General features: G+C 60.2%; 12 protein-coding genes and 1 tRNA gene. 6 read left to right on the forward strand and 7 right to left on the reverse strand.

The window, feature by feature from the left end:
- Positions 1-15: 15 nt before the first annotated feature.
- Positions 16-816: an ABC transporter ATP-binding protein gene (locus tag QP305_RS02005; protein WP_284903637.1), complete on the reverse strand. Its 801-nt coding sequence runs from the start codon at positions 814-816 to the stop codon at positions 16-18.
- A 132-nt stretch (positions 817-948) separates the two neighbouring features.
- Here QP305_RS02005 and QP305_RS02010 point away from each other — a divergent pair, with 132 nt between their 5' ends.
- From QP305_RS02010 to QP305_RS02020, 3 genes are all read left to right on the forward strand, one after another.
- Positions 949-2,709: a serine/threonine-protein kinase gene (locus tag QP305_RS02010; protein WP_284903640.1), complete on the forward strand. Its 1,761-nt coding sequence runs from the start codon at positions 949-951 to the stop codon at positions 2,707-2,709.
- Between the two features lie 204 nt (positions 2,710-2,913).
- Positions 2,914-3,813 (forward strand): DsbA family protein, encoded by a 900-nt coding sequence (locus tag QP305_RS02015; RefSeq protein ID WP_284903642.1) that lies wholly within the window; start codon positions 2,914-2,916, stop codon positions 3,811-3,813.
- A gap of 167 nt (positions 3,814-3,980) precedes the next feature.
- Positions 3,981-4,053, forward strand: a tRNA-Thr gene (locus tag QP305_RS02020).
- Between the two features lie 117 nt (positions 4,054-4,170).
- On the opposite strand, the gene QP305_RS02025 is transcribed toward QP305_RS02020, so the two are convergent.
- The gene (locus tag QP305_RS02025) at positions 4,171-5,649 is read right to left on the reverse strand and encodes a hypothetical protein (RefSeq protein ID WP_284903643.1); all 1,479 of its coding nucleotides are present in this window, start codon (positions 5,647-5,649) and stop codon (positions 4,171-4,173) included.
- Between the two features lie 522 nt (positions 5,650-6,171).
- Between QP305_RS02025 and QP305_RS02030 the strand changes: the two genes are divergently transcribed.
- The gene (locus tag QP305_RS02030) at positions 6,172-6,888 is read left to right on the forward strand and encodes a hypothetical protein (protein WP_284903644.1); all 717 of its coding nucleotides are present in this window, start codon (positions 6,172-6,174) and stop codon (positions 6,886-6,888) included.
- Here the strand turns inward: QP305_RS02030 and QP305_RS02035 are convergent.
- The 5 genes from QP305_RS02035 to QP305_RS02055 all read right to left on the reverse strand — a co-directional run bounded on the left by QP305_RS02035 (position 6,831) and on the right by QP305_RS02055 (position 15,247).
- Positions 6,831-7,415, reverse strand: coding sequence for a hypothetical protein (locus QP305_RS02035; protein ID WP_284903647.1), 585 nt, complete (start codon positions 7,413-7,415; stop codon positions 6,831-6,833). The genes QP305_RS02030 and QP305_RS02035 overlap by 58 nt on opposite strands.
- Positions 7,416-7,525: 110 nt before the next feature.
- Positions 7,526-8,188, reverse strand: coding sequence for a hypothetical protein (locus tag QP305_RS02040; RefSeq protein WP_284903650.1), 663 nt, complete (start codon positions 8,186-8,188; stop codon positions 7,526-7,528).
- A 41-nt stretch (positions 8,189-8,229) separates the two neighbouring features.
- Positions 8,230-8,814, reverse strand: coding sequence for a hypothetical protein (locus QP305_RS02045; protein ID WP_284903653.1), 585 nt, complete (start codon positions 8,812-8,814; stop codon positions 8,230-8,232).
- Between the two features lie 197 nt (positions 8,815-9,011).
- Positions 9,012-14,711, reverse strand: a complete 5,700-nt coding sequence (locus QP305_RS02050; RefSeq protein ID WP_284903655.1) for a DUF6531 domain-containing protein — start codon at positions 14,709-14,711, stop codon at positions 9,012-9,014.
- A 254-nt stretch (positions 14,712-14,965) separates the two neighbouring features.
- Positions 14,966-15,247 carry a pyrophosphorylase gene (locus QP305_RS02055; protein ID WP_087070350.1) on the reverse strand — a complete coding sequence of 94 codons (282 nt, stop codon included), beginning with the start codon at positions 15,245-15,247 and terminating at the stop codon, positions 14,966-14,968.
- 398 nt (positions 15,248-15,645) lie between these two features.
- On the opposite strand from QP305_RS02055, the gene QP305_RS02060 reads away from it, so the two are divergent.
- Entirely contained in the window at positions 15,646-18,855 is a 3,210-nt protein-coding gene (locus QP305_RS02060; RefSeq protein ID WP_284903658.1) for a hypothetical protein, read from the forward strand.
- Entirely contained in the window at positions 18,852-20,249 is a 1,398-nt protein-coding gene (locus QP305_RS02065; protein WP_284903659.1) for an ABC transporter substrate-binding protein, read from the forward strand. Before QP305_RS02060 ends, QP305_RS02065 begins: the two co-directional genes overlap by 4 nt.
- The last annotated feature ends 72 nt before the right edge of the window (positions 20,250-20,321 follow it).

Below are 20,321 nucleotides of genomic sequence, written 5' to 3' on the forward strand. Positions count from 1 at the left end.
GTGCGCGCGGGCGCGCTAGGCCGGTGCGGGGCTCGGGTTATCCGCCACGAGCGCGCCGTCTACTAGCGCGCCATCAACCAGCGCCCCCGCCTCCACCATCCCGGCTTCCTCCAGGAAGGCCCGCACGGGCGGAGTGAGGTCCGCCAGAATTTCCGCGGGGGTCCCCACCTGCTGGAGGGCGCCATCCACCATAACGCCCACCCGATGGGCGCAGCTGAAAGCTTCGCGCGGATCGTTTGTTACGTACACCGTGGTGATGCCGGTGCGTTCCTGAAGCACGGCAATCTGTTCGCGAATTTCATCGCGAATTTCCACATCCATATTTTTCAACGGCTCATCCATGAGGAAAATTCGGGGCCGGCGCACCACCGCCCGCCCCATGGAGACGCGCTGGCGTTCGGCGCGGGTGAGCTGGGCGGGTTTCGCTTCCAGGAGGTCGGTGAGCTCCAAAATATCTGCCGCTTGCGCCACCCGCGCGGCGATATCATCCGGGTCCGCCCCGGCAATTTTCAGGTGGAAGCCCATATTATCCGCGACCGTCATATGCGGATACAGGGCGTAATTCTGAAATACGATCACTACATCGCGCATGGACGGCGGCAGCGCGGTCACATCTTCACCGTCCAGCAGCACCGACCCGTAATCCACATCCTCCAGCCCCGCAATCATGCGTAAAACCGTGGATTTTCCGGAGCTGACCGGGCCGGTGAGGGCGAAAAATTCGCCGTCGTTGATATGGAGATTCACGTGATCCACCGCGGGCGCAGGCGCATCGGGATAGTACAGTGTCGCATTGACGAGTGACACAGAAGCCATGGGAATTCTCCATCAGTTATAGCGGTCGGCATTGACACGCTCATCCACTATTATGCCACGTCAGGAACGGGAATACGAGAGTGAATTCCCGCTAAAAATGCGCGGGGCGGCACACTTCGGTATTTTTGAGGTATGCGGGAGGAAATTGGTGGCTATCGGCTGGTGCGGCGCATTGGCTTCGGCGGCATGTCCACGGTCTACGAGGCGGTGGACGGCGCCGGCACCCGCGTGGCCCTGAAACTCCTTCACCCCGCGGCCGTGGATGGGCCGGCCGGGCGCGAACGCCTGCGGCGCGAAGTTGCGATGTTGCAGCGGGTGCGCGGGCCCTACGTTGCCGAAGTCCTCGATGCTGAAACGGATGACGAGGATGCTTTTATCGTCACCCAGCTGGTGGAAGGCCCCACGCTCGCGGAGGACGTGCGCGTGGACGGCCCCTACCCGCCCGCGGAATTAGTTACCCTGGCCCGCCAGCTCCACGCCGCGGTCACCTCCGTGCATCGCCTCGGGGTACTGCACCGCGATCTCAAACCCTCGAACGTCATGCTCGGCGCGAACGGCCCGGTCCTCATCGACTTTGGCATCGCGCAAACGGGCGGCGATAGCCGCCTCACCATGTCCGGCGCGGTCACCCACACCCCCGGCTACCTCGACCCGCGGGTGCTGCGCGGCCACGCCCCGGACGAAGCCGCTGACCTGTGGGCGCTCGCCGCGGTCATCGCTTTCGCCGCCACCGGTCACGATCCCTACCCGGGCGCGAACCCGGCGGTGATCATGCGCCGCGTCCTCGAGGGGGACGTGGACGTGACCGGCGTGCCGCCGCGTATCGCCCACGCCCTGCGCGCCGCGCTTGCCGAGCCGGTGGAGCAGCGGTGGGGGATTGATGAGGTAGTTGCGGCCCTTGCGGATCCGGTTTCATGGTACGACGACGCCGCTACCGCACCCCGCGCCCTGCCCACCCAGCTGGATGCAACCGTGCCGGCGGCCCTTCCCGGGGCGGCGGCGCCAAGCTATAACGCCACGGATAGCGTTCCCAGTGCGTTCCCGGAAACCTGGCCCCAACCCATTTACGCCGGCTCGGCCACCGCGCCCTATCTGGAAGCCAGCGCTTATCAGCAAGCCGCGCCGGGCCCTGCGGCGCCCGTCACCACTCCCTACCCGGAAGCCAGCGCTTATCAGCAAGCCGTACCTGGCCCCGCCGCACCTTTCGCTTCCCAGCCGGAAGCCGCACCCTATCCGGGCGCCGCACCGCTAGAACCCGCCCCCGCACCGCTCCCGCCGTGGGCTCGCCCGCCTCGCCGCACCCCCGTCCTCAGCTTCGTGCTGGGCGGGTTGCTATGCGCGCTGGTGGCTGCCTGGCAGATCGCCGGATACGTGGGATATGCGCTTGTCACGGTGTGCCTGGCCTTTGCGGAGCGGAACGCGGCGCGGCTGCGGCGGCGTCGTGCAGAAGAAGGCGGGCCGTTCCGCGGCGAACACCTGGGGCAAATTCTGCGCGCCCCGCTCACCCTCGCGGAAAGCGCCCTCAGCGTGATTCCGCTACACGGCGTGGGGCTCCTCGCGGTTACGCTCGGCTACGTGGCGGCACGGCTGGGCGGGCTCACCGGGCCGGGTGCGGGAGCCGTAGCGGCCCTCGCGGGCGTGGGAATCTCCTGGCTCGGCCCGAGCGGGCGGATAGCGCGCGGCGGCAGCGCGGTCATCTTCGCCAAGCTCGCCCCCACCCGCCCCTACCGGGCCTTTTGGGCCGTGGTGCTGGCCGCCGGCACGGCCGCACTCGCGCTCCTGGCGCTTTCCGGGGTGCTCGGCGTGCCTTCGCATACCCCGCTCAGCTTCGGGTACTTCGGCGAGCCGCTGGTCACGATGGTCAAGGATATTGTGGGCGGCGCGGGGCGCTAAACGGCCGGAGTACCCGGCAGCGCGGCCCACCAAACCGCCCGCGCAGCCCGCTAAACCGCCGCCAAACCACCCGCGCGGGCAATGTCACCCGGCCGGCCCTCACTTTTCCCAGCGAAAGCGGCGATAATTGACATGTTAAAGTCAGGGTGAAAGGCGCAGTGGCCGGCTGGCCGCAGGCGCGTCGTCGTAACCGAGGGAAAGTGAATGGCACAGACTCAGAAGAATAACCGGCAAAGCTCCGCGGCGCAGCGGCGTGAAACCGCGCGCGCGGCGGCGGCCCGGCTCCAGGAACAGGAAAAGAAGCGGGCGCGGCGCAATCGCGCGCTCGCGGTTGTGGCGGCTGTTGTGGTGGTGGCGCTTATCGCGGCGGCCGTGTGGTTCATCCTCTCCAATAAGAAGGATGATGCGGGCGCCCCGGCCACGCAGGAAAGCTCTGCGGCCGCGTACCCGAGCGCGCCGGCCACCGCGCTGGCCGAACGCTCCGCCCCGAAGGTCACCGCGCAGCTGCCGAAAAACGTGACCCCGGATGTGGGGGTGAGCGTGGGCAGTTCGCTTGCGGCCGGCACCGTGAACGACGGCAAGCCGGTTGTTGATATTTACTTCGACTACCTGTGCGTGTGGTGCAACCGCCTGGAAACCTCCTACGCGGAGGAGCTCACCCAGCGCGCGAAGAACGGCGAAATCACGCTGGTCTACCACCCGCTCGTGGTGGAATCGCAGTACGAATTCTCGCACACCGCCTCGGCCTCGGCGCTGTGGGTGGCCGAGCATCGCCCCGATGTTTTCGCGGCCTACCACAACGAAATTTTCGCGATGACGGCCCCGCTCTTCGAAGCGAAGGAAAAGGTGCCGGTGCCGCAAACCGCGCAGCTGGCCGAACTCGGTAAGAAGGCCGGCCTCACCGATGCCGAAGCCGAGCAAATGATCGCGGACGTTTCCGTTGGGGACGGCAAGCCCGCTATGTACTCCGAGCTGCTGGGCCAGTCGCTCCAGCAGTTCAGCGCCGACGGCTTCACCGGCACCCCCACCGTGCTCCTCAACGGCAAACAGGTGGCGGACTGGACCGACGGCAAACTCAGCGCCGCGCTCGACGCCCTCAAGTAGTGCCCCAGGCGCCGCGTGCCTTTTCGGTACGACGACGCCGCAGCGGGGCGGTCGCTTCGCGCCGCCCCGCTGGGTGCTAGCTCCCGGGATCCCTATTTGTTCCAGAGGGGGGATTCTGGCATGATAAACTCTGGTTCCTTGCTCGGCGGGTGTGCCGGGCAAGAATTGCCTCCGTAGCTCAGTTGGTAGAGCAGCTGTCTTGTAAACAGCAGGTCACAGGTTCGAGTCCTGCCGGGGGCTCAAGTACGGCATATATGTCAGGAATGCACTGGGTGGTAACCATGGTGCTCGGAAAACAAACGCGGGAGAAGGCGCGGTCTGATGACCAGCTTTCTCCCGCGTTGCGGTCAAGGCGTGCTATGCCGTGCGCTTGGCTCGGCTGCGCGTGACCACCGGGATGCCCATAAAGAGCAGAGCCGTGGCAGCTGCCAGGCCAAAGACGCTCGAGGCACCGGTGCGCTGCAGCTGGGGCTGGGTGCGCTTCTTCGTTACCCGCGGTCCCTCGGAGGGATTCTGGCCGGGCTTCTCACCGCTGGGGTTTCCGGGAGTAGTGGCACCAGGAGTTCCCGGTGTTCCGGGGCTGGGGTTACTCGGAGTGCTGGGCTGAGCGCCCGGGGTTTGACTGCCCGGGCTACTCGGGGCACTCGGTTGGTTACCTGGAGTCTCCGGATCGTCAGGGGTGCCCGGGGTAGTGGGCTGGGTGCCAGGTGTGGCGGGGGTACCGGTATCAGATGTTTCGGGATTGTCGGGCTTCTTGTCCTCCGGCGTCGTCTTCTCGCATATCTTCACGACTGCCGCGGCTTGGTCACAGCCATCTTCGTTGATGCCGCTCAGGTAGTAGGTGACCGCAGGATTTGAGTGGAGTGCAAAGGTGAAGGAATAGCGGTCATAAACTGACGCAGAACTTCCAATATCCGTACCGATAAGGTCGGTGCGGCCTGATTCTCCGGTGACGATGCACTGGGGTGAGCCAGTCAGACCTGCGGGGGTGGTGTGTTCGAGGAGGAACTTATTGGTGCTGGGATCTGTCAGCGAATAAGCGGGCAACTCACCCGTGCGGGCCCATTGATATTCCTGGAGATTCTGGCATCCTTCCTCGTAGGAACCGGGCCCACCGCCTTCTTGGCTACACTTCCAGAGCTTATTGGTTGCACGGATAGGAAGAACGGTCAGCTCTGATTGGACGGTGACATCGCCTTCAACCTTGATTGTGAAGACACCTGGCTCGTTGATGCCGAAGCTATACTCGTCGTACATCTCCATATTTTTCACCGGCGCGCTATAACCAAGATATGATGGCTCTTCACCTGACTTTGCGGTGCTCGCTGGAGTACGCCATATCCCGAAGTTAGGATCGGTGAAATCGGTGGAAATAACCCCACCGCTGCCCGGTGTTTCTAACCAACCGGAGGAATCGCGCGTAACCTCAATAACGGGAAGGGCTTGTTCCACGCTTTTTACGGGAATCGTCGTTGTTACACGAAGATCGGACTTCTCCGCAACCTCCCAGGCACGATCCGGGACGCTGGTTAGAGTGAATTTCACATTTTCCAGTACGGAGGGTACAAAAATGGAGGTACCTCGCGTTGTTTGAATATGGTCGGAGGATAGAAGTAGGGGAGTTGTCTGTACTGTATAGGTCACATGGGCGACGTCACCAACTTTCTCCACACAAGTGTCGCCGCCCTGGCAGTTAACCGCGCCGCCAGTCAGGGAATTAATACCGCGGCCCCACTGCGTGGCGGTGCCACTGGCAGTGGCGGGTAGAAGCAAACCTATCCCGGCGAGCGCAACAGCAAGAGCGGCGCTCCCGAATGCCACTATTGGTTTTTTCATGTCTCATCCATTCGTAACGTGGGTAAAAATACGAGGTGTGGCGGAGCCCGCAATTCTAAACTTTTGGGTACCCGACACTGGACTAACCCGAAGTAGAATTTGGGCTACACCAAAGGCGTAGATAAACCTGTTGAGGTTGCTCAATATATTAGAAATTATAGCCTGAATCGTATCGAACTGGTCGAACATAGCGGGGGAAATGAGGTGCACATACCGTGCTGTGTTTTTCTGGTGAAGACTTGGTTTATCGTGGCCGGTCGGGTGCATTTTAATGTGATTGATTTTCGCGCAATGGTTCTTGAGGTGCAGTTTTTAAATAATGCGATTTATTGTTGAGGTATTTCCAGTCACACTATACGGGGTTAGGTGTTCTCATGCGGCAGAATAGGCATAGCTTGTGGCGGTGCAGTCCTCGCATCGTACCGTTAGTGGTGAATGGTGCGTGGCGTCGGTAGTTCGCGTACATGTGATCGTTCGACTGAGACGCGGTAGCCTCAGCGGCTCCTGGTTATGGAGGTTTTTATGTCCCTTCCCGTTGGTGCATTTACTGCTGCAGCGCCCGCGATTCAGCGCCGTTTGCGGAAAATGAGCAAGTATCCGCGCGAGCCGCGGGTGTTCTCGCAAGCGAAGCTCCTTATTCCAGTAGGGGCATTATGTACTTCGTTTCTGTTGATCGGCTCGGTTATCGTTCTGACTACCGACGAAGTGCCTGATCCTGTTGATAAAATGCTGTTTCTCGCTTTGATTTCCTTCGGGATGTTTTTCGGCGTTTTGTTTTTGGCGCATGGTTTCTGGCGGCGTTTCGGCGTAGATGATCAAAAAGTATGGTCGAAGTTCGGGTCTGTTTTCTACCGAGAGATTTATTTCTCCGAGATAACGCGCGTGACCTTCGCGGGGATATCTTTCGGGGTCTTTGCTTGTAATAAGAGACCTATTGCTTTGGGTATCAACCGCTTTGATTACACCCTGGCATGCTTGCGAATCCTGGAGGAGATGCGGATCCGTCGCTTCACGGTTGGGAAAATTGAACCGAACGATCCGCGGTGGCCGGAGGCGTGGCAGGACATGCGTAATCGCCTTGCGGCCGAAGCGTATCGGAACCACCAAAATTACTATGATTCCCACCCAGTCGAATTGCAGGAGCTCAACGCATTAGCGGTGGGGCGTTACCCTTCGGGCTCTCAACGTCCCTCGGAAAGCTCGATCAGTGCTTGGAGCTCGGCGGGGCGGCTGTCGTAGTAGCCTCGGTGGTTGCGGTAGGTTTCCGCGGCTAGTTCGTAACGTAGGTTTTGTGCGGCTTCGGGCCAACGCGGGTCGTGGGGGGCGACGTCGTCCACCGTGAAACGGCGGTACTTCAGCTCTTCAAGGATTCGCAAGTAAGCGAGGGTGTAATCGAAACGCGCCTTGTCGATCACGAGACGGGAATTACCTTCATAAATGCGCCATCCATTATTCCCCGCAGGTGTTATCTGAGTAATGTTCGCGAAAGGTATCTCGCGGTAGAAAATGGGAGTAAAGCGCGACCACATTCTATGGTTGTCCACACCAAGACGGCGCCCGATTCCCAGCCATAGGCAAAGCAATCCGATAAAACACGCGGCGGCGAGAATAGCGATGAGACTGGTGAAATTGGAAGTTCGCTCTTCTGGATCCACAACAGAAAGGACAAGAAGCCCCAAAGCGGCGCAACTAGTTATGATGCCGCCAAGAGAAAGAGCCAATTTCGCTTGAGAGAAGATGCGTTTTTCACGCGGGTACATACTCATCTTCCGGAGTCTGCGTTGGACCGAGGATTGCATAACGTTGGTGGCGAGTCCGGCAGCGGAGACAAAAGGTATGGACATGGCAGCGGCTCCTTCCGCGGAAACGGTGATGACTAGCGTCCTTGAGCGAGGGCAGTGAGTTCGTGGAGTTCGACGAGATGTGTGTCGTAGTAGTTCTGGTGGTTGCAATAGGCTTCCGTGGCTAGCGCGTTGCGTAGTTCCTGTGCGGCTTCGGGCCAGCGCGGGTCGTGTGGGGCGACGTCGCCCACCGTGAAACGGCGGTACTTCAGCTCTTCAAGGATTCGCAAGTAGGCAAGGGTGTAGTCGAAGCGGTTGATTGCTATTCCGAGGAACTTCTTCTGTCCGTTGTAGAGGCGAAAACCCAGGTTGTCGAACGTGATTCGAGTGATGTCCGAGAAGTAGATCTCGCGGTAGAACACGGGTGCGAAACGGGACCAAACTTTTTCGTTGTCGACGCCGAACCGGCGCGCTAATCCCATCCAGAGGAACCAGAGGGACGGAATTATTGCGATGGAGCATAAGACAATCCCTATGGTGGCATCCTCGGGGCGGCTGGCCTCGTCACTGGTTGCTAGGGCAATGACCGTTAGTCCGAGGAGACTGGCACTGATTCCACCGACTGGAAGGAAGATTTTCGCCTGTGAAAAGACTCGTGGTTCACGCGGGTACGTGCTCATCTTCCGGAGTCGCCGCTGAATGGTTGGTGCCGCAGCGCCCGCGGTGAAACTGGCCGCTGGTCCGATAAAGCTAGTCATCAGGGGAATCCTTTTCTACCAAGGGGAGCGGGGTTTGGTAACTAACGTCCCTCGGAAAGTTCAATCAGCGCTTGGAGCTCAGCTGGGTGGCTGTTGTAGTACTTCTGGTGGTTGCGGTAGGTTTCCGCGGCTAGTTCGTAACGTAGGTTTTGTGCGGCTTCGGGCCAACGCGGGTCGTGGGGTTCAACATTGTTGGCGGTGAAACGGCGGTACTTGAGTTCCTCAAGGATCCGTAGGTAGGCAAGGGTGTAATCGAAAACATCTTTGGAGAGGGTGAGATGGGTGCTGTTCCCATAAACCTTCCAGCCGTCATTGCCGGCAGTGGTGATACTGGTGATCTGAGAGTAGGGGATCTCGTGATGGAAAAACGGAGTCAGATGGGACCATACACTTACCTGATTAACGCCGTATCGGCGAGCTAGACCTACCCATACCAGGAGCAAACCCAGAATAAAACTGGCGGAAAATCCCACGAGTTCCGGGATGAAGTCGCCAAGGTCCGATCCCGATGACACGATGAGGGTGCCGAGAAGACCGAGGATTCCGATTGCTAGGAAAACGCCGCCGATAGGAACTGCCCGCTTGACTATCGAGAAAACTCGCTCTTGGCGCGGGTATTCGCTCATCTTCCTGATGCGGCGTTGCAACGGGGATTGTATTGCGCCGGTAACAAATCCTGCGAATGGAGCGAATGTAACTGACACGGGTCTTTTCCTTTCAAGAAATATTGACGTTTGAAAAGGTTGAGCGGTGGGTGGAATCGTGCATATGATCCCACCCACCGTTTTCCTACCTGGGGTACTTTATTGATTACATAGAGTCCTTATTTCTGCGTCATCTTCGATAGCGAGTCGCCAACAGCCTTGATCTGCTTCTCGGCGTGTGACTCCGGTTTATTAATCGCAGGATCCCCATCTAGGAATCTATCTTGGACGTATCCACCGAAGTTCTTGATCTCCTTCGAGGTCATTTCTACCGCGAACTGTCCGCCACGGTTGAGTGCCCGTTGGCCGAGATCCTTCAGTTTGGGGTTCTGTGGAAGCTTGTCAATGCCAATCTTGTCCAGGCCCTTGGTTTTGACTAGGCCGCTTCCCGTGGCTCCGAGGCTCGATTTTGCGATATTTCCCGCAAGTTTTCCGACATCGTAATTGGGTTTGAACTGTCCGGTCTCGGCAAAGGTTTCAAACGTTCCGTTCATGAACCAGGATGCAGTTTCTTTTGCGCCGTCGGATGCGAAGCTCTTCATCCCATTTTCGGCCACGTTAGTAACAAATTCTCGTCCGCCCGCAGAGAGCTTCGGGATAGCATTCTTAGCGAGAGATGTTTTGCCGAGGAATCGTTGTCCTAGCTTGTTCATTCCTGAAATTACGCCATTGACTTTATCTGGAGCGGCTGCACCGAAACGCCCGGCGAAGTTCTTGACGATACCAAGGTCTCCGACCCATTTTCCTAAACCTCCGGTTGCTCCCCCGACCACAGTACTGAGGGCGAATTCCGATAAACTAAATTGATTAGCTGGCTTGAATATCGCTTGAGTGGTCATATTAGCTCCGCCAGCTACCGCTCCTCCCGCTATAACTGCGGCTGCGAGCCCAGTTCCAAATACGGCGGGCGCTAGAAAAACACCGGCTGCAACGAGAGCGATTCCACCAACAATGAGCGCTCCGCGCTTGATGTCTTCCCAATGGACCTTTACCCAATTGACAGTTGCGTTGAACGCTCCCTTGAGCCAGTTCCCTGCGCTTTTCAGGAAGTTGCCGACTGGTTTGAGGATATTATCGCGGGTCCAATCCCACCCAGTACGCAAAGCCTTGCCAATACCATCAAACGCAGCATCAAGCCCTCTACCCAGCCTTGTAAAGAAACCATCGGTAGCAGGGGTCAGCCCGAGTGGGTCCATGAGTGCGAGTGGGTTATTCGCACCATAGTTATACGGATTAGTCTGGTACGACGTCCCCGCCGGCGCCGGGAGGGGATCCGGGGACAAGAACGCCTGAGTGGTCGGGTCATACAGGCGCTCACCCATCCACTCCATACCACCAACACGCAAGGCCCCAGTCCCGAGCACGTCAACACCCTCAGGTAAAGACTCACTCAAACCAGCCACGACGCCGGGGCTAGCGAACGGGGCCATCGGGTCCGTGCCCCGCCCGGCCCTCCAGCTCGTATCAGACCGAGTTTCCATACCTTGCCCGCTGAGCATCACACCACCGGGAAGAGACACGAACGGGCTACCATTCATCGCCCCGACCGTGGGGATAGGGGAAGCATAATCCCACTCAAGGCGAGTCTCATCCCCGAAACTGATCGGGTTACCCAACCCGTCCAGGGTGATAGTCAGCTCGCGTTCACGGCCATCAACCACGTCAGTAATACCCGCCAGGCTCCCACTCGCATCCCAACGCAACCGGCGCACGAGCTTCCCGTCCACGGTCTGGCTAACCCGATACCCATCCGCGTCATAGCCGTAAACCGTCCGGCTCGTGCCTTGCGGGCCAGTGAGGTGCCGCTCAACGAGCTGGCTCGCCTGATCATAGGTGTATTCACTGACCGTATCACCGTCGGTGAAGCGGATAATACGAGCAGCCTCGTCATACTCCCACGTCTTCTTTACGCCACTGGTTGAGATAGCAGCAGTAAGCTGGCCGTCCTCACCGTACTCATAAGCAACTTTCTCACTCCCGGTGGTTATCGAGATAACACGACCCCACGAATCATGTTCAACACGGGTAGTTTCCTCCACACCATCACGAGTATGCGTATGGCGGCAGACGAAACCATCCCTATAGGCCCACTGATGGGTATCTTCACCGGCAACCATGTGGGTGACTCGGCCCATCGGATCGTAACCAAAGCGGACCGTATCCAGGTCCGGATGCGTGATCGTGGCGAGATTACCAACCGCATCATAGCCATAACGGTAGGTCGCCCCGCCTGCCGGGGTATAAGAAGTCCGCTCCCCGTCTTTCCCGTACGTCCAGGTAGAACACCGCGCACCTCCTGCCACCATACTGTTGTGGGAAACCAGGCGGCCCAGGCGGTCATAAGTGAACACATACCGATTCTCCTCACCATCGGTAAGGGTAAGGGTACGGTCCTCATAATCAAGTTCGGAACGGAAGGCTTCCCGGCCATCGATACGAGCCTGGCTAACCATGCCATCCTCATGCTCGAAACTCGTCACGGTCCCATCAGCACTCGTGCGGGAGAGCGGGTTCCCCAGCTCGTCATAGGCCACCGCCACGCTACGCCCGAGCGGGTCAGTGACCGAGAGGAGGTTATCCACACCGTCATACACGCGCTCCGTCACCCCGCCAGCCGGGTCAACCACCCGCACCAGGCGGTTACGCACATCGTATTCATAACGCGTGATACCGCCCAGGCCGTTACGCACCGAGATAAGATTCCCCGCCGCGTCATACCGGAAATAACGGACACCCGTGAGGATATCCCGCGAATAAGTGACCCGCCCACACGCGTCATACCGGAACTCGGAGGTACCCCGCCCGGCTACCCTAGCCCGCAGCAACCTCCCACACGAGTCATACTCGAAAGTCGAACGCTCCCCGGCAGTATTCACCGTGGCAACCACACGCCCGTCAGCATCGTATTCAAAACGCGTCACGCCTTCCGGGGTAGTGAGCTCATCCAAACGCCCCGAGGGCCCATACGTGTAGTCAGTAACCTTCCCTCCCGGGCTAGTCATCCGCACCACACGCCCGGCCGCGTCATAATCCAGGGTTGTCAGAGCGCCTTCAGCGTCTAACATTTCCGTGACATTACCCCGGGTATCGTAGGTAACCACGGAGGCGTTCTTCGCGGTGTCATAACTAGCCACCGGACGCCCGAACTCATCAAACTGCACAACCGCACCATGACCGTGGCTGTCAACCGAGGTAGCGGTACGCTCTTTAGAGTCCGTGACCGTCCGGGTAGTAACCCCAGCCGGGTCAATCACGGTGGAAAGATCCCCAACAGCGTCATACTCAAACTTCCACGCATGCCCTAGCGGGTCAGCAACCTCGCGCAGGCGCGAGAGAGCATCAAAAACAAAGGTGAACTCATCCCCATCGGGCATAGTGATGGAACGCAGATTACCCAAGTCATCCACATCATTAGCCAGGTTATGGCCCAGCGGGTTAATAATCTTTTCTACCCGGCCATCAATCTCGCTATACACCAACGTTATTTTCGCCCCGCCCGGGTCAGTGACCACAACCGGACGCCCATAAGCATCGTAATCAATCGTGGTGGTAGCCCCATCCGGATCAACACGGCGAGCCAAGCTGCCGTCCGTGTTATAAACAAGCCGGGTAGCAAAACCAAGCGGTGTGACCATCTCAACCACACGGCCCGCGCTATCACGATCCAGGCGATACGTATTCCCCAACGCGTCAGCAAAGGAAATAACCTCACCGGCATCGTTATAGCCAATAGTCTGGAATACTCCCGTCGGGTCCGTGGCCTTCACCAAGAGCCCGCCTTCCCACTCCATCGTGGTGATGCCGCCGGCCGCATCAATGAAACGGCTCGGGTTACGGCTCTCGCCCTCATACTCATAGCGGGCCACCAGGCCGGTAGGCCCCACCGCCTCAACCAGGCGATCCAGACCGTCATAGGTGGCGGTTAGTTCCCCACCAGCAGGGGAAACCGTGCGAACCAGGTGCCCACGCTCATCATAAAAATGCGTGGTGACTTTATTATCCCGGTCCCGGGACCGCAACAAGTTCCCGTGCCGGTCATAAGACATGGTCTGGCGGTTACCATCACAGTCCTGGGCGGCGATAGTACGCCCCCGACTATCAGCCACCCACGTATTCGAACGCGAACCATCAGCATCACTGACCACCGTGACCCGGCCCGGTAGATAAGCAAAACGAGTATCACGACCGTGCTCGGAGGTCTGCTTGATCACGCGAGCTGCGTCGTCGTAAACATTCACGCACTCAACCACGCCAGTTGCCGCAACCACGCGGGCAACTAGACCAGCATCATCAATCTCGTAACGCCGGGTACCATGCGGGCCCTTCGCGCCCACCAAATGCTCGCCCTCGTAAAGATATTCGAAACGAGTACCATCCCAGCCACGAGCCACAACCACCCGGCCATCCAGGTACTCCACCTCGATACGCCGGCCACGCTCACTGACCAGCGCGCTAATCAGGCCATCACGATCCCGCTCGACGCTTACCCCGAAACCTTCACGCCCACACACTTCAAGCCAGGCCCCGCCTCGGGTGAAGATCCAACGCTGGCCAGTATTATCCGAAACTTCCCAACGCAGTGCTCCTTCGCTATCGCCAGGCGCGATAACCGCGCGGACCCAGAAGTTTTCTCCCTCAGCACGCACCACGCCCGAACCGGGCCCGAACTTCTCGCCGTCCACCGGGAAGTAGATATGCTGACCATCCCCGCGCATCCACACCAGGTAATCGCCACGCTCGACCACACACTGGTCAAGCACACTCGTCCACCCCGTACCGAAAACACCACGCACGGGAGCATCATCACTACCCAAGCGTTGCATATGAGCCAGAATCGAGTTATACACCCGCGACAAGCCACCCACCTGGGAACCGTCAGGGAAACTAATATCTAACTCCGGCTCCAGGAAATTACCCGTCGCACTATTAACCGGATCAGACACCAAAGCAGAATTAACAACCTGACCAGTCAAAACCGGCCACGCCACCCCAATAGCCTTACGCCCCGCATCCACACCGGCGTTATCGAGCACCGCATCGATGTACGAATCCAGCAACGTAAGTACGGGACCGCCCTCGCCGGCTTCCTTGAATGCCTGGCGCACCACGTCAATCCACTCGGCATCGTTATCGTTATTGCGCATGTAATCGTTGATGCCCCACGCGATGCTTTCCCCACCGGAAAGATTCCCGAACTTCCAGCCGCTCACAAAGGAACTGACGGCAGTCTGCAAGGCGCGCGGATGGCTCTCAAGAGTGTCATGCGCTGAACGGGCCGCTAGCACGTATTCGTACAGATTCGCGGGGTAGCAGGAGGAACGCCCGCCTGAGCCGCCACCGCCGCTGCCCGGCATGGGGGTGTCGTGTTGGGGTAAGGAAGGCTGATCGATGGAACGCGCCGGCGGGGTACCCGGGTAACGCGCACTCGGAGGGATGAGGCGCGGTTCGTTGGCCAACCACAGCGGTATGAGCTCCGGGTCAATGGGCCGCCGGGCGCGCCAGCGGTTGTGGTCTGCTTCCCAGGCGTTGAAGATGTCGATCATCTTCTGTTCGGCCCGCGCGGCTTCTTCCAGTTCGGTAACGCCCGATTCCAGCGCCTGCAAAGACGCGACCAGCATCTCTTTATCCGCGCGCTGGATATCCATATTCTGCGCGTACAAATCCGCGAACCGCCCGGCGAAGTCAATTTGTGCGTAGGCGATGCCGCCGTTGAGAGTGGTCTGGGCGGTGTTCAGCGCCTCAATCGCGTTGTTGATAGCGCTCTTTAAATTGCTCGCGAGACCGGCTTCGAAACCGGTATATACGTTGGGTCTTGGCATGGGAACTACCTATCGTTATGAGTCGACATCCGGGCTGGGCAAGCTGTGTTTCGCGCGCTCAGTGTGAGCGCCTCGCGGGGCACGTGACGGTGTGCTGTGGTGGCGAGGCGAGACAGGGCGGGCGATGAAGAAGTCATGGAGGAGAAATGAAATATAAGGAAACGCAAGATCCGGGCGGTTCGCCGCGTGGGTGACACGCAAATGCGGTGAACCGCCCGGATTGCGCGTAAATCGGACTGGTGGTGGTGTGGTGCTTACTCGCCGCCGCCGGCGGTGAAGATATTGGTCGAGATCTGGTCGAGCTGGTTACGCAGATCCTCAAGTTCCTGCTTGGCCTTGTCCAGAGCCGACTTGGTCTGCGGCCACACATCACCACGGAACTGCTGAGCGAGCGGACCATCCCACACATTCGCATCCGAGAGGGTCTGCCCCTGGGTATCAAGCTGCGAAATCTGATCGGTCAGCCCACCGTTAATAATGGACTGCATCTGCTGAATGGCCTGCTTGGCTTCACTGGATGTAAGTACACGAGCCATGATTGGTCTCCTTATTGGGTAGAGAAGAGTTCTGACAGTGCCGACAGGGCGACATTGTCATGTCTAGCCATCGACGCCTTCGACGCTACTGACCCCGGGTAAATACTCCGTAACGTGAAATATTACAAATTGATAACAATTACGAGGGTGGTGGAGGGCTTGCGTTAACCTTGCGGCGGGCTTGACTGCGGCGCGGTGGAATATACGGCGACGGTGCTTCTCCGGCCGCGCGGGACCGTGAAACGAAGGTAAATCCGCATAGTATGTGCCCCCAAGGTAAATAAAAACCAAATTCCCGGGAAACGGCTTTCTGGCGCGGTTTAAGCCAGGGAAATTATGTCATCACGTAGTGATAGGGTGTGGCCGTCATGCGCTCACCACAGTACGAAAGGCGCCCAATGTTTCCTGTCCGCAACTTTGTGAAGCGATGCCGGCCAGCGCTTCTGGCTCTGGCGGTTCCCGCTCTGGCCGTGGCCGGAGTGGCGGTGGCTGTCCCGGCTCAGGCCGACCCTGGAGTTGTCACGATCCAGGTGGGCGGTGACGGAGCCATTACGGCCATGGCCGGCGGTGATGGCCACCGTATTGATCCGGCAGCCGCCGGTGGGGACCTCCCCATCCGGGTGGTGACCTCCTACACCTTTAACGGGGTCACCACTTCAGATGCCAGCAGTGTTGCCGGGGCTACCGGCCCGGTCCGCATCGATGTCACTGTGCAAAATATCACAGGTAAATTGGAGCGGGTGAACGCGGATATTGACGGGCGCGCTGTTAGTCACGAGGTCCTGGTGGCCACCCCGATGTCGGTTGCTGCCGGTGTGGAATTGCCCGGTATCGCTCCCGAAGCTGTTCGGACTCCCCAGGCCGGCGGTGAAGGCATAGCAACCAACGGCGTCGTCGCCGTTAATGACCGCGGTACCACCACGGTGCAGTGGGCTGGACTCACCGGAGTAGGGTCCACCACCTCGCTCCTGCATTTCACGCTGGTTGTTGAGGCACAGGATTTCGTCACGCCCGTTATTAATATTGCGACGCAGCCCGGCTTCGGTATCAACCCGGATTCGCGCAAGCAGCGTGAGGAAACACTGCTCGTTTCCCAAACGATCCGTACCCTGCAAGAATCCGCGGATATCCTCGCGGATTCCGGGACCGCCCTTGAGGATGCGCGTGCCATGCTCGCCAACGCCGGCGGATCCATTGGTTCGCGCACTATCCGGGATCTGGAAATGTCGCGCGGGCGCATCGAGAATTCGGCGCAGTCCGTCTCATCCACGCTCGAGAGCCTGGAATCGCGCCTCAACAGCCTCTTCGCCAGCACGGGCTCCACCATGTCCAGCTCGCTGGCGGAAACAACCGCCACTGTGCGCACCCTCTTGGGTAACCCGGATGCTCCCCGGCCGCGTATCGATATCAACCCCGATACTTGCGAAATCAACTTCGGCCTGGAAGAAGATCTGCCGGCTACGCCGAGCCCGGCGGCTCCCAGCCCGGCAGCTTCCACGCCGGCGGCTCCCAGCCCGGGGGAGGGGCCGAGCGCGCCGGCATCCCCGGCTCCCTCGCCTTCTGCTTCTGCGGGTACGGGTGCCGCGCCGTCGCCGTGGCCCACCCTCCCGAATGGGGATCCCAGCCCCAGGCCAACGGCAAGCTCCATTCCCATGGCCACGCTGTCACCGGCACCCAAGCCCAGCGGCCCGGCAGCGGGCGATGACTTGCCCACCGTCACCAACCCGGAAGAAGTGATTCCGGCCGGCGGGGTGTACGGGGTTATCAACGGCCTCTCCGCCCGTTTGGAAGCGCTGAGCGCCACCACCACCCGCTGCCAGGAACATATTCTTTCCGATCTGGACAGCATCCTCGGGCCGCAAAATCCCTCCCCGGAAGACTGCGCGAATCCGGCCGTTGCCACCACCTTGACCTGCACGGTTCTCAGCGCCCACCATGATTTGAATGAGCTGAGCAACCAGGTGCGTTCCGAAGGTGAAGAGCTGGTCACGCAGCTGCGTGGCGGTTCCCAGCACAAGAACCTGGATACGGTTGAGCAATTGGATGGAGCGCTGCGCAGCGTGAACACCCTCGCGAAAGACCTGCAGATCTACCAGCACGAAGGCCGCCTGCCGCAGCCGGAACCCACGCCCGGGCTTTCTCCTAGCTTCCCGCCGCGGCCGGGAACCGAGCCTTCTGGCTCGCTTGAACCGAGCGCGGGAACCGAACCTTCCGGTACGCCTGAACCGAGCGCGGCGCCTACTGCGGAGCCAAGCGCGGGGCCCAGTGCGGGTGCTCCCCACGAGATTCCGCCCGAAACGGTGGATTCCAGCGCCCCCATGACGCCCTATATTGACGAACTCAAGAAGCGTTTCGATGCCGCACTCAAGCTCGTGGATACCCTGGATAAGGAATTCGCGCGGGTGAATGCGGAAGCCGGGAAGGCTTTTGAACGTAACCAGGCTCAGGACAAGCGCCTCACCGAAATCACGGAATCCATGTGTATTGACGCGGGCCTGACCCGTGAGGTTGGCTCGGAGGAGCTGATCGCCAATCCCAAGCTCGATAAAAAGGCAGTGCGGGAGGTTGTTCGCGATCTCACCGGCGCCGAATGCCCGCATACCGCGGGAATGATCGGTAACCGCGCGGGTAAATATCGCCAATCCGTGCGTTTCCTCGGGCAGGAAACCCGTGATCATATCACCTCGATTATGGAAGCAAGCCAATCGGTGAGCGGGGAGAATCAGCCGGAGGCCATTGCCGGGCTCGCGCAGCTACGCGAGAGCCTCACGCAATCCCAGCAGATCCTCACGGATCTGGATGCCGAACGCGCTCGCCTCGATGATCAGCGCAAGGATCGCACCGCACAACTCGCGCAGATGGTTGACGAACTGAATAAGAACATCGCCACCACCGTTGATATTTACGCGGATCTGGCCCCGCTGGCCCGTGACGTGGTGGGTGAATTGGATGCCTTCGCCGCGGAACTGGACGGTTTCGTTGGAAAATCGAAGACCCGCACCGATGAAACGGGCACTACCAATCGCGACCGCCTCTACACCGGGGTTTCCACCGCGCGGGATCGCACCGAACGTTCCTCCAGCGCGATTTTCGATAGCGTCTCCAATCAGCTGACGGTATTCTCCGAGAACCTGCGCAATACCGGGTCCAGCGCGGTGCGGAGCACCACCGGTCTGATTACGGACGCGAATAACACCTTGGACGCGGAAACCAACCAGCTCATGGATGAGAACAGCGCAACCGTGAGCACAACCAGCCGCAACGCGATCACTAATTCGGATGCCGTGTCCGCGCTCATTATGCAGGACCTCGTCAACGTGCTCGCGGATATCGGGACCAATACCCCCGGTGGCGGCGGCCTGCTCGGAGCCATGAAAACCTCCGAAGGTCACCTTGGAATTGCCGATGCCAAGCTGAGCGATTCCACCGCGACCACCACAACCATTCAATCCGGGTACCGTTCGGCACTCGGGGCAGATGCCTTCGGGGCCGCGCGTCTACGCGCCTCCCTGGCCCGCCTCGAACAGCTGCCCACGCTCCCGGCATCCGGCAACGCGGAAATCGGAATGTACTCCTTCCACGTCATTCCTACTGAGGAGGAAAAGTGAGCGAATCCGCTAAGCACACCGAGGCCGAAACTCAATCCTCCGGGGCCTACCCGGCGGGCGGCGAGCCCGCTCGCGATAAGCGCCGTACCGCACTCGGTATTCTCGCGGCTCTTCTGTTGATCGCCCTCCTCGCGGCCCTGATCTGGTTCTTCCGGTACCAATCAGAAAAGGCACGGACGGCCAGCGAACCCGATTTTGAGGCTTTCCCGCCGGCCTCCGTGGAGCTCGCCGTGGAGAATGTGCCCGAGGGCCTCAAGCTCGGCGTCGTCGTATCTTATACGGAAGATCTCACCCAGGGCCCGGGCTGGGACCTCAGCGGTGAAGGCGTACGAGTAGCGCAATGGCGCCTCGCGCAGGGCGGCACCCCGGTGGAACTTGTGACCGTCTCCGATCAGGGGAGTGACGACGGCGCCCGCGCCGCCATCGCCGAATTATCCGATAGCGATGTTTCCGGAGTCATTGCCCTCACTACCGGTAGCCACACCCTGGCACTCGCGAACGCGGCCGCCGATGCCGGGCTCCCCATTATTTTCCCCTACCAGCTCCAGCCCTCCGCCAATGTTCCCGAGGGCGCGCACTACCAGCTTCCCACCGCGGGCGGCTGGATCACCGGGCTGACCAACCAGCTCGGTGACCTCCAGTGTTCCACCGTGGTTTCGGTGGGCGGGGAGCTCGCCAACGGGGTGCGGGGCGTGCGCGGGGTCGATGCCCATATCGGTCTGGCTGAACCCGCCACCGTGAGCGCCCAGGTGCTGGAAGCCACCCTGGGACGACCCAATCCCTGCGTGGTGATTGACGCTCCGGCATCCACGATCGCCCAGCAGGTCACCGGCTTGCGCGGGGCGCGATACGACGGTCCGATCCTCGTGGGGCCGGAAGCTTTCAATGGCGTACTCAGCACGGCCCTCACCGATGCACGCACCCCGATTGCCGGTATTTACAGTTACGGATTCCCCACCCCGGGAGGAACCTCCCTAACGTCACCGGATGCCAGCGGGCTGCCGGCCGGCGGTTTCCTCCAGGCCGTGGAAGTGATGCGCACCAACGGCGCGCTTCCCTCCCTGCGCGATGACACCGAGTTCAGCGAGCGCTGGCAGTACGCGGACGGCCTCAGTCACGATGCGGTGCTCAGCTTCGTGGCCGCCGCCGCGGTAGCCGACTCCACCGACCCGGCCAAGATCATGCAGGCCCTCACCACCTCCGAAGCCCGCGAAGCTGCGGTATCGGGAACCGAACGGGTGGCGCGCTGCGGTGCGGGCAGCGCGGGTGGCGGCGCAGGTAGCGGGAGTAGCGGTGGCAGCGGCGCAGGTAGCGCGGGCGACGGTCCGTGCCCGGTGCAAGCAGCCATCGTGGATGGGCGCGTCGAATGGATTTCCTCTGAGGGTGCCCACTAAGGAACACCCCGAAAAAAGCGGAGCGGGCCGCCCGCATCACCCCAGGTGCGGCCCCTGAAGGTAAAGGCACAG

The sequence above is a fragment of the Actinotignum timonense genome (assembly GCF_030216305.1).
In the GTDB taxonomy this organism is placed as follows: domain Bacteria; phylum Actinomycetota; class Actinomycetes; order Actinomycetales; family Actinomycetaceae; genus Actinotignum; species Actinotignum timonense_A.

Coding starts and splice junctions, on each gene's coding strand:
- QP305_RS02055 (WP_087070350.1), bottom strand. CDS start 15,247: ATGGCTCGTGTACTTACATCCAGTGAAGCCAAGCAGGCCATTCAGCAG.
- QP305_RS02050 (WP_284903655.1), bottom strand. CDS start 14,711: ATGCCAAGACCCAACGTATATACCGGTTTCGAAGCCGGTCTCGCGAGC.
- QP305_RS02045 (WP_284903653.1), bottom strand. CDS start 8,814: ATGAGCGAATACCCGCGCCAAGAGCGAGTTTTCTCGATAGTCAAGCGG.
- QP305_RS02035 (WP_284903647.1), bottom strand. CDS start 7,415: ATGAGTATGTACCCGCGTGAAAAACGCATCTTCTCTCAAGCGAAATTG.
- QP305_RS02040 (WP_284903650.1), bottom strand. CDS start 8,188: ATGACTAGCTTTATCGGACCAGCGGCCAGTTTCACCGCGGGCGCTGCG.
- QP305_RS02030 (WP_284903644.1), top strand. CDS start 6,172: ATGTCCCTTCCCGTTGGTGCATTTACTGCTGCAGCGCCCGCGATTCAG.
- QP305_RS02025 (WP_284903643.1), bottom strand. CDS start 5,649: ATGAAAAAACCAATAGTGGCATTCGGGAGCGCCGCTCTTGCTGTTGCG.
- QP305_RS02015 (WP_284903642.1), top strand. CDS start 2,914: ATGGCACAGACTCAGAAGAATAACCGGCAAAGCTCCGCGGCGCAGCGG.
- QP305_RS02010 (WP_284903640.1), top strand. CDS start 949: ATGCGGGAGGAAATTGGTGGCTATCGGCTGGTGCGGCGCATTGGCTTC.
- QP305_RS02005 (WP_284903637.1), bottom strand. CDS start 816: ATGGCTTCTGTGTCACTCGTCAATGCGACACTGTACTATCCCGATGCG.
- QP305_RS02060 (WP_284903658.1), top strand. CDS start 15,646: ATGTTTCCTGTCCGCAACTTTGTGAAGCGATGCCGGCCAGCGCTTCTG.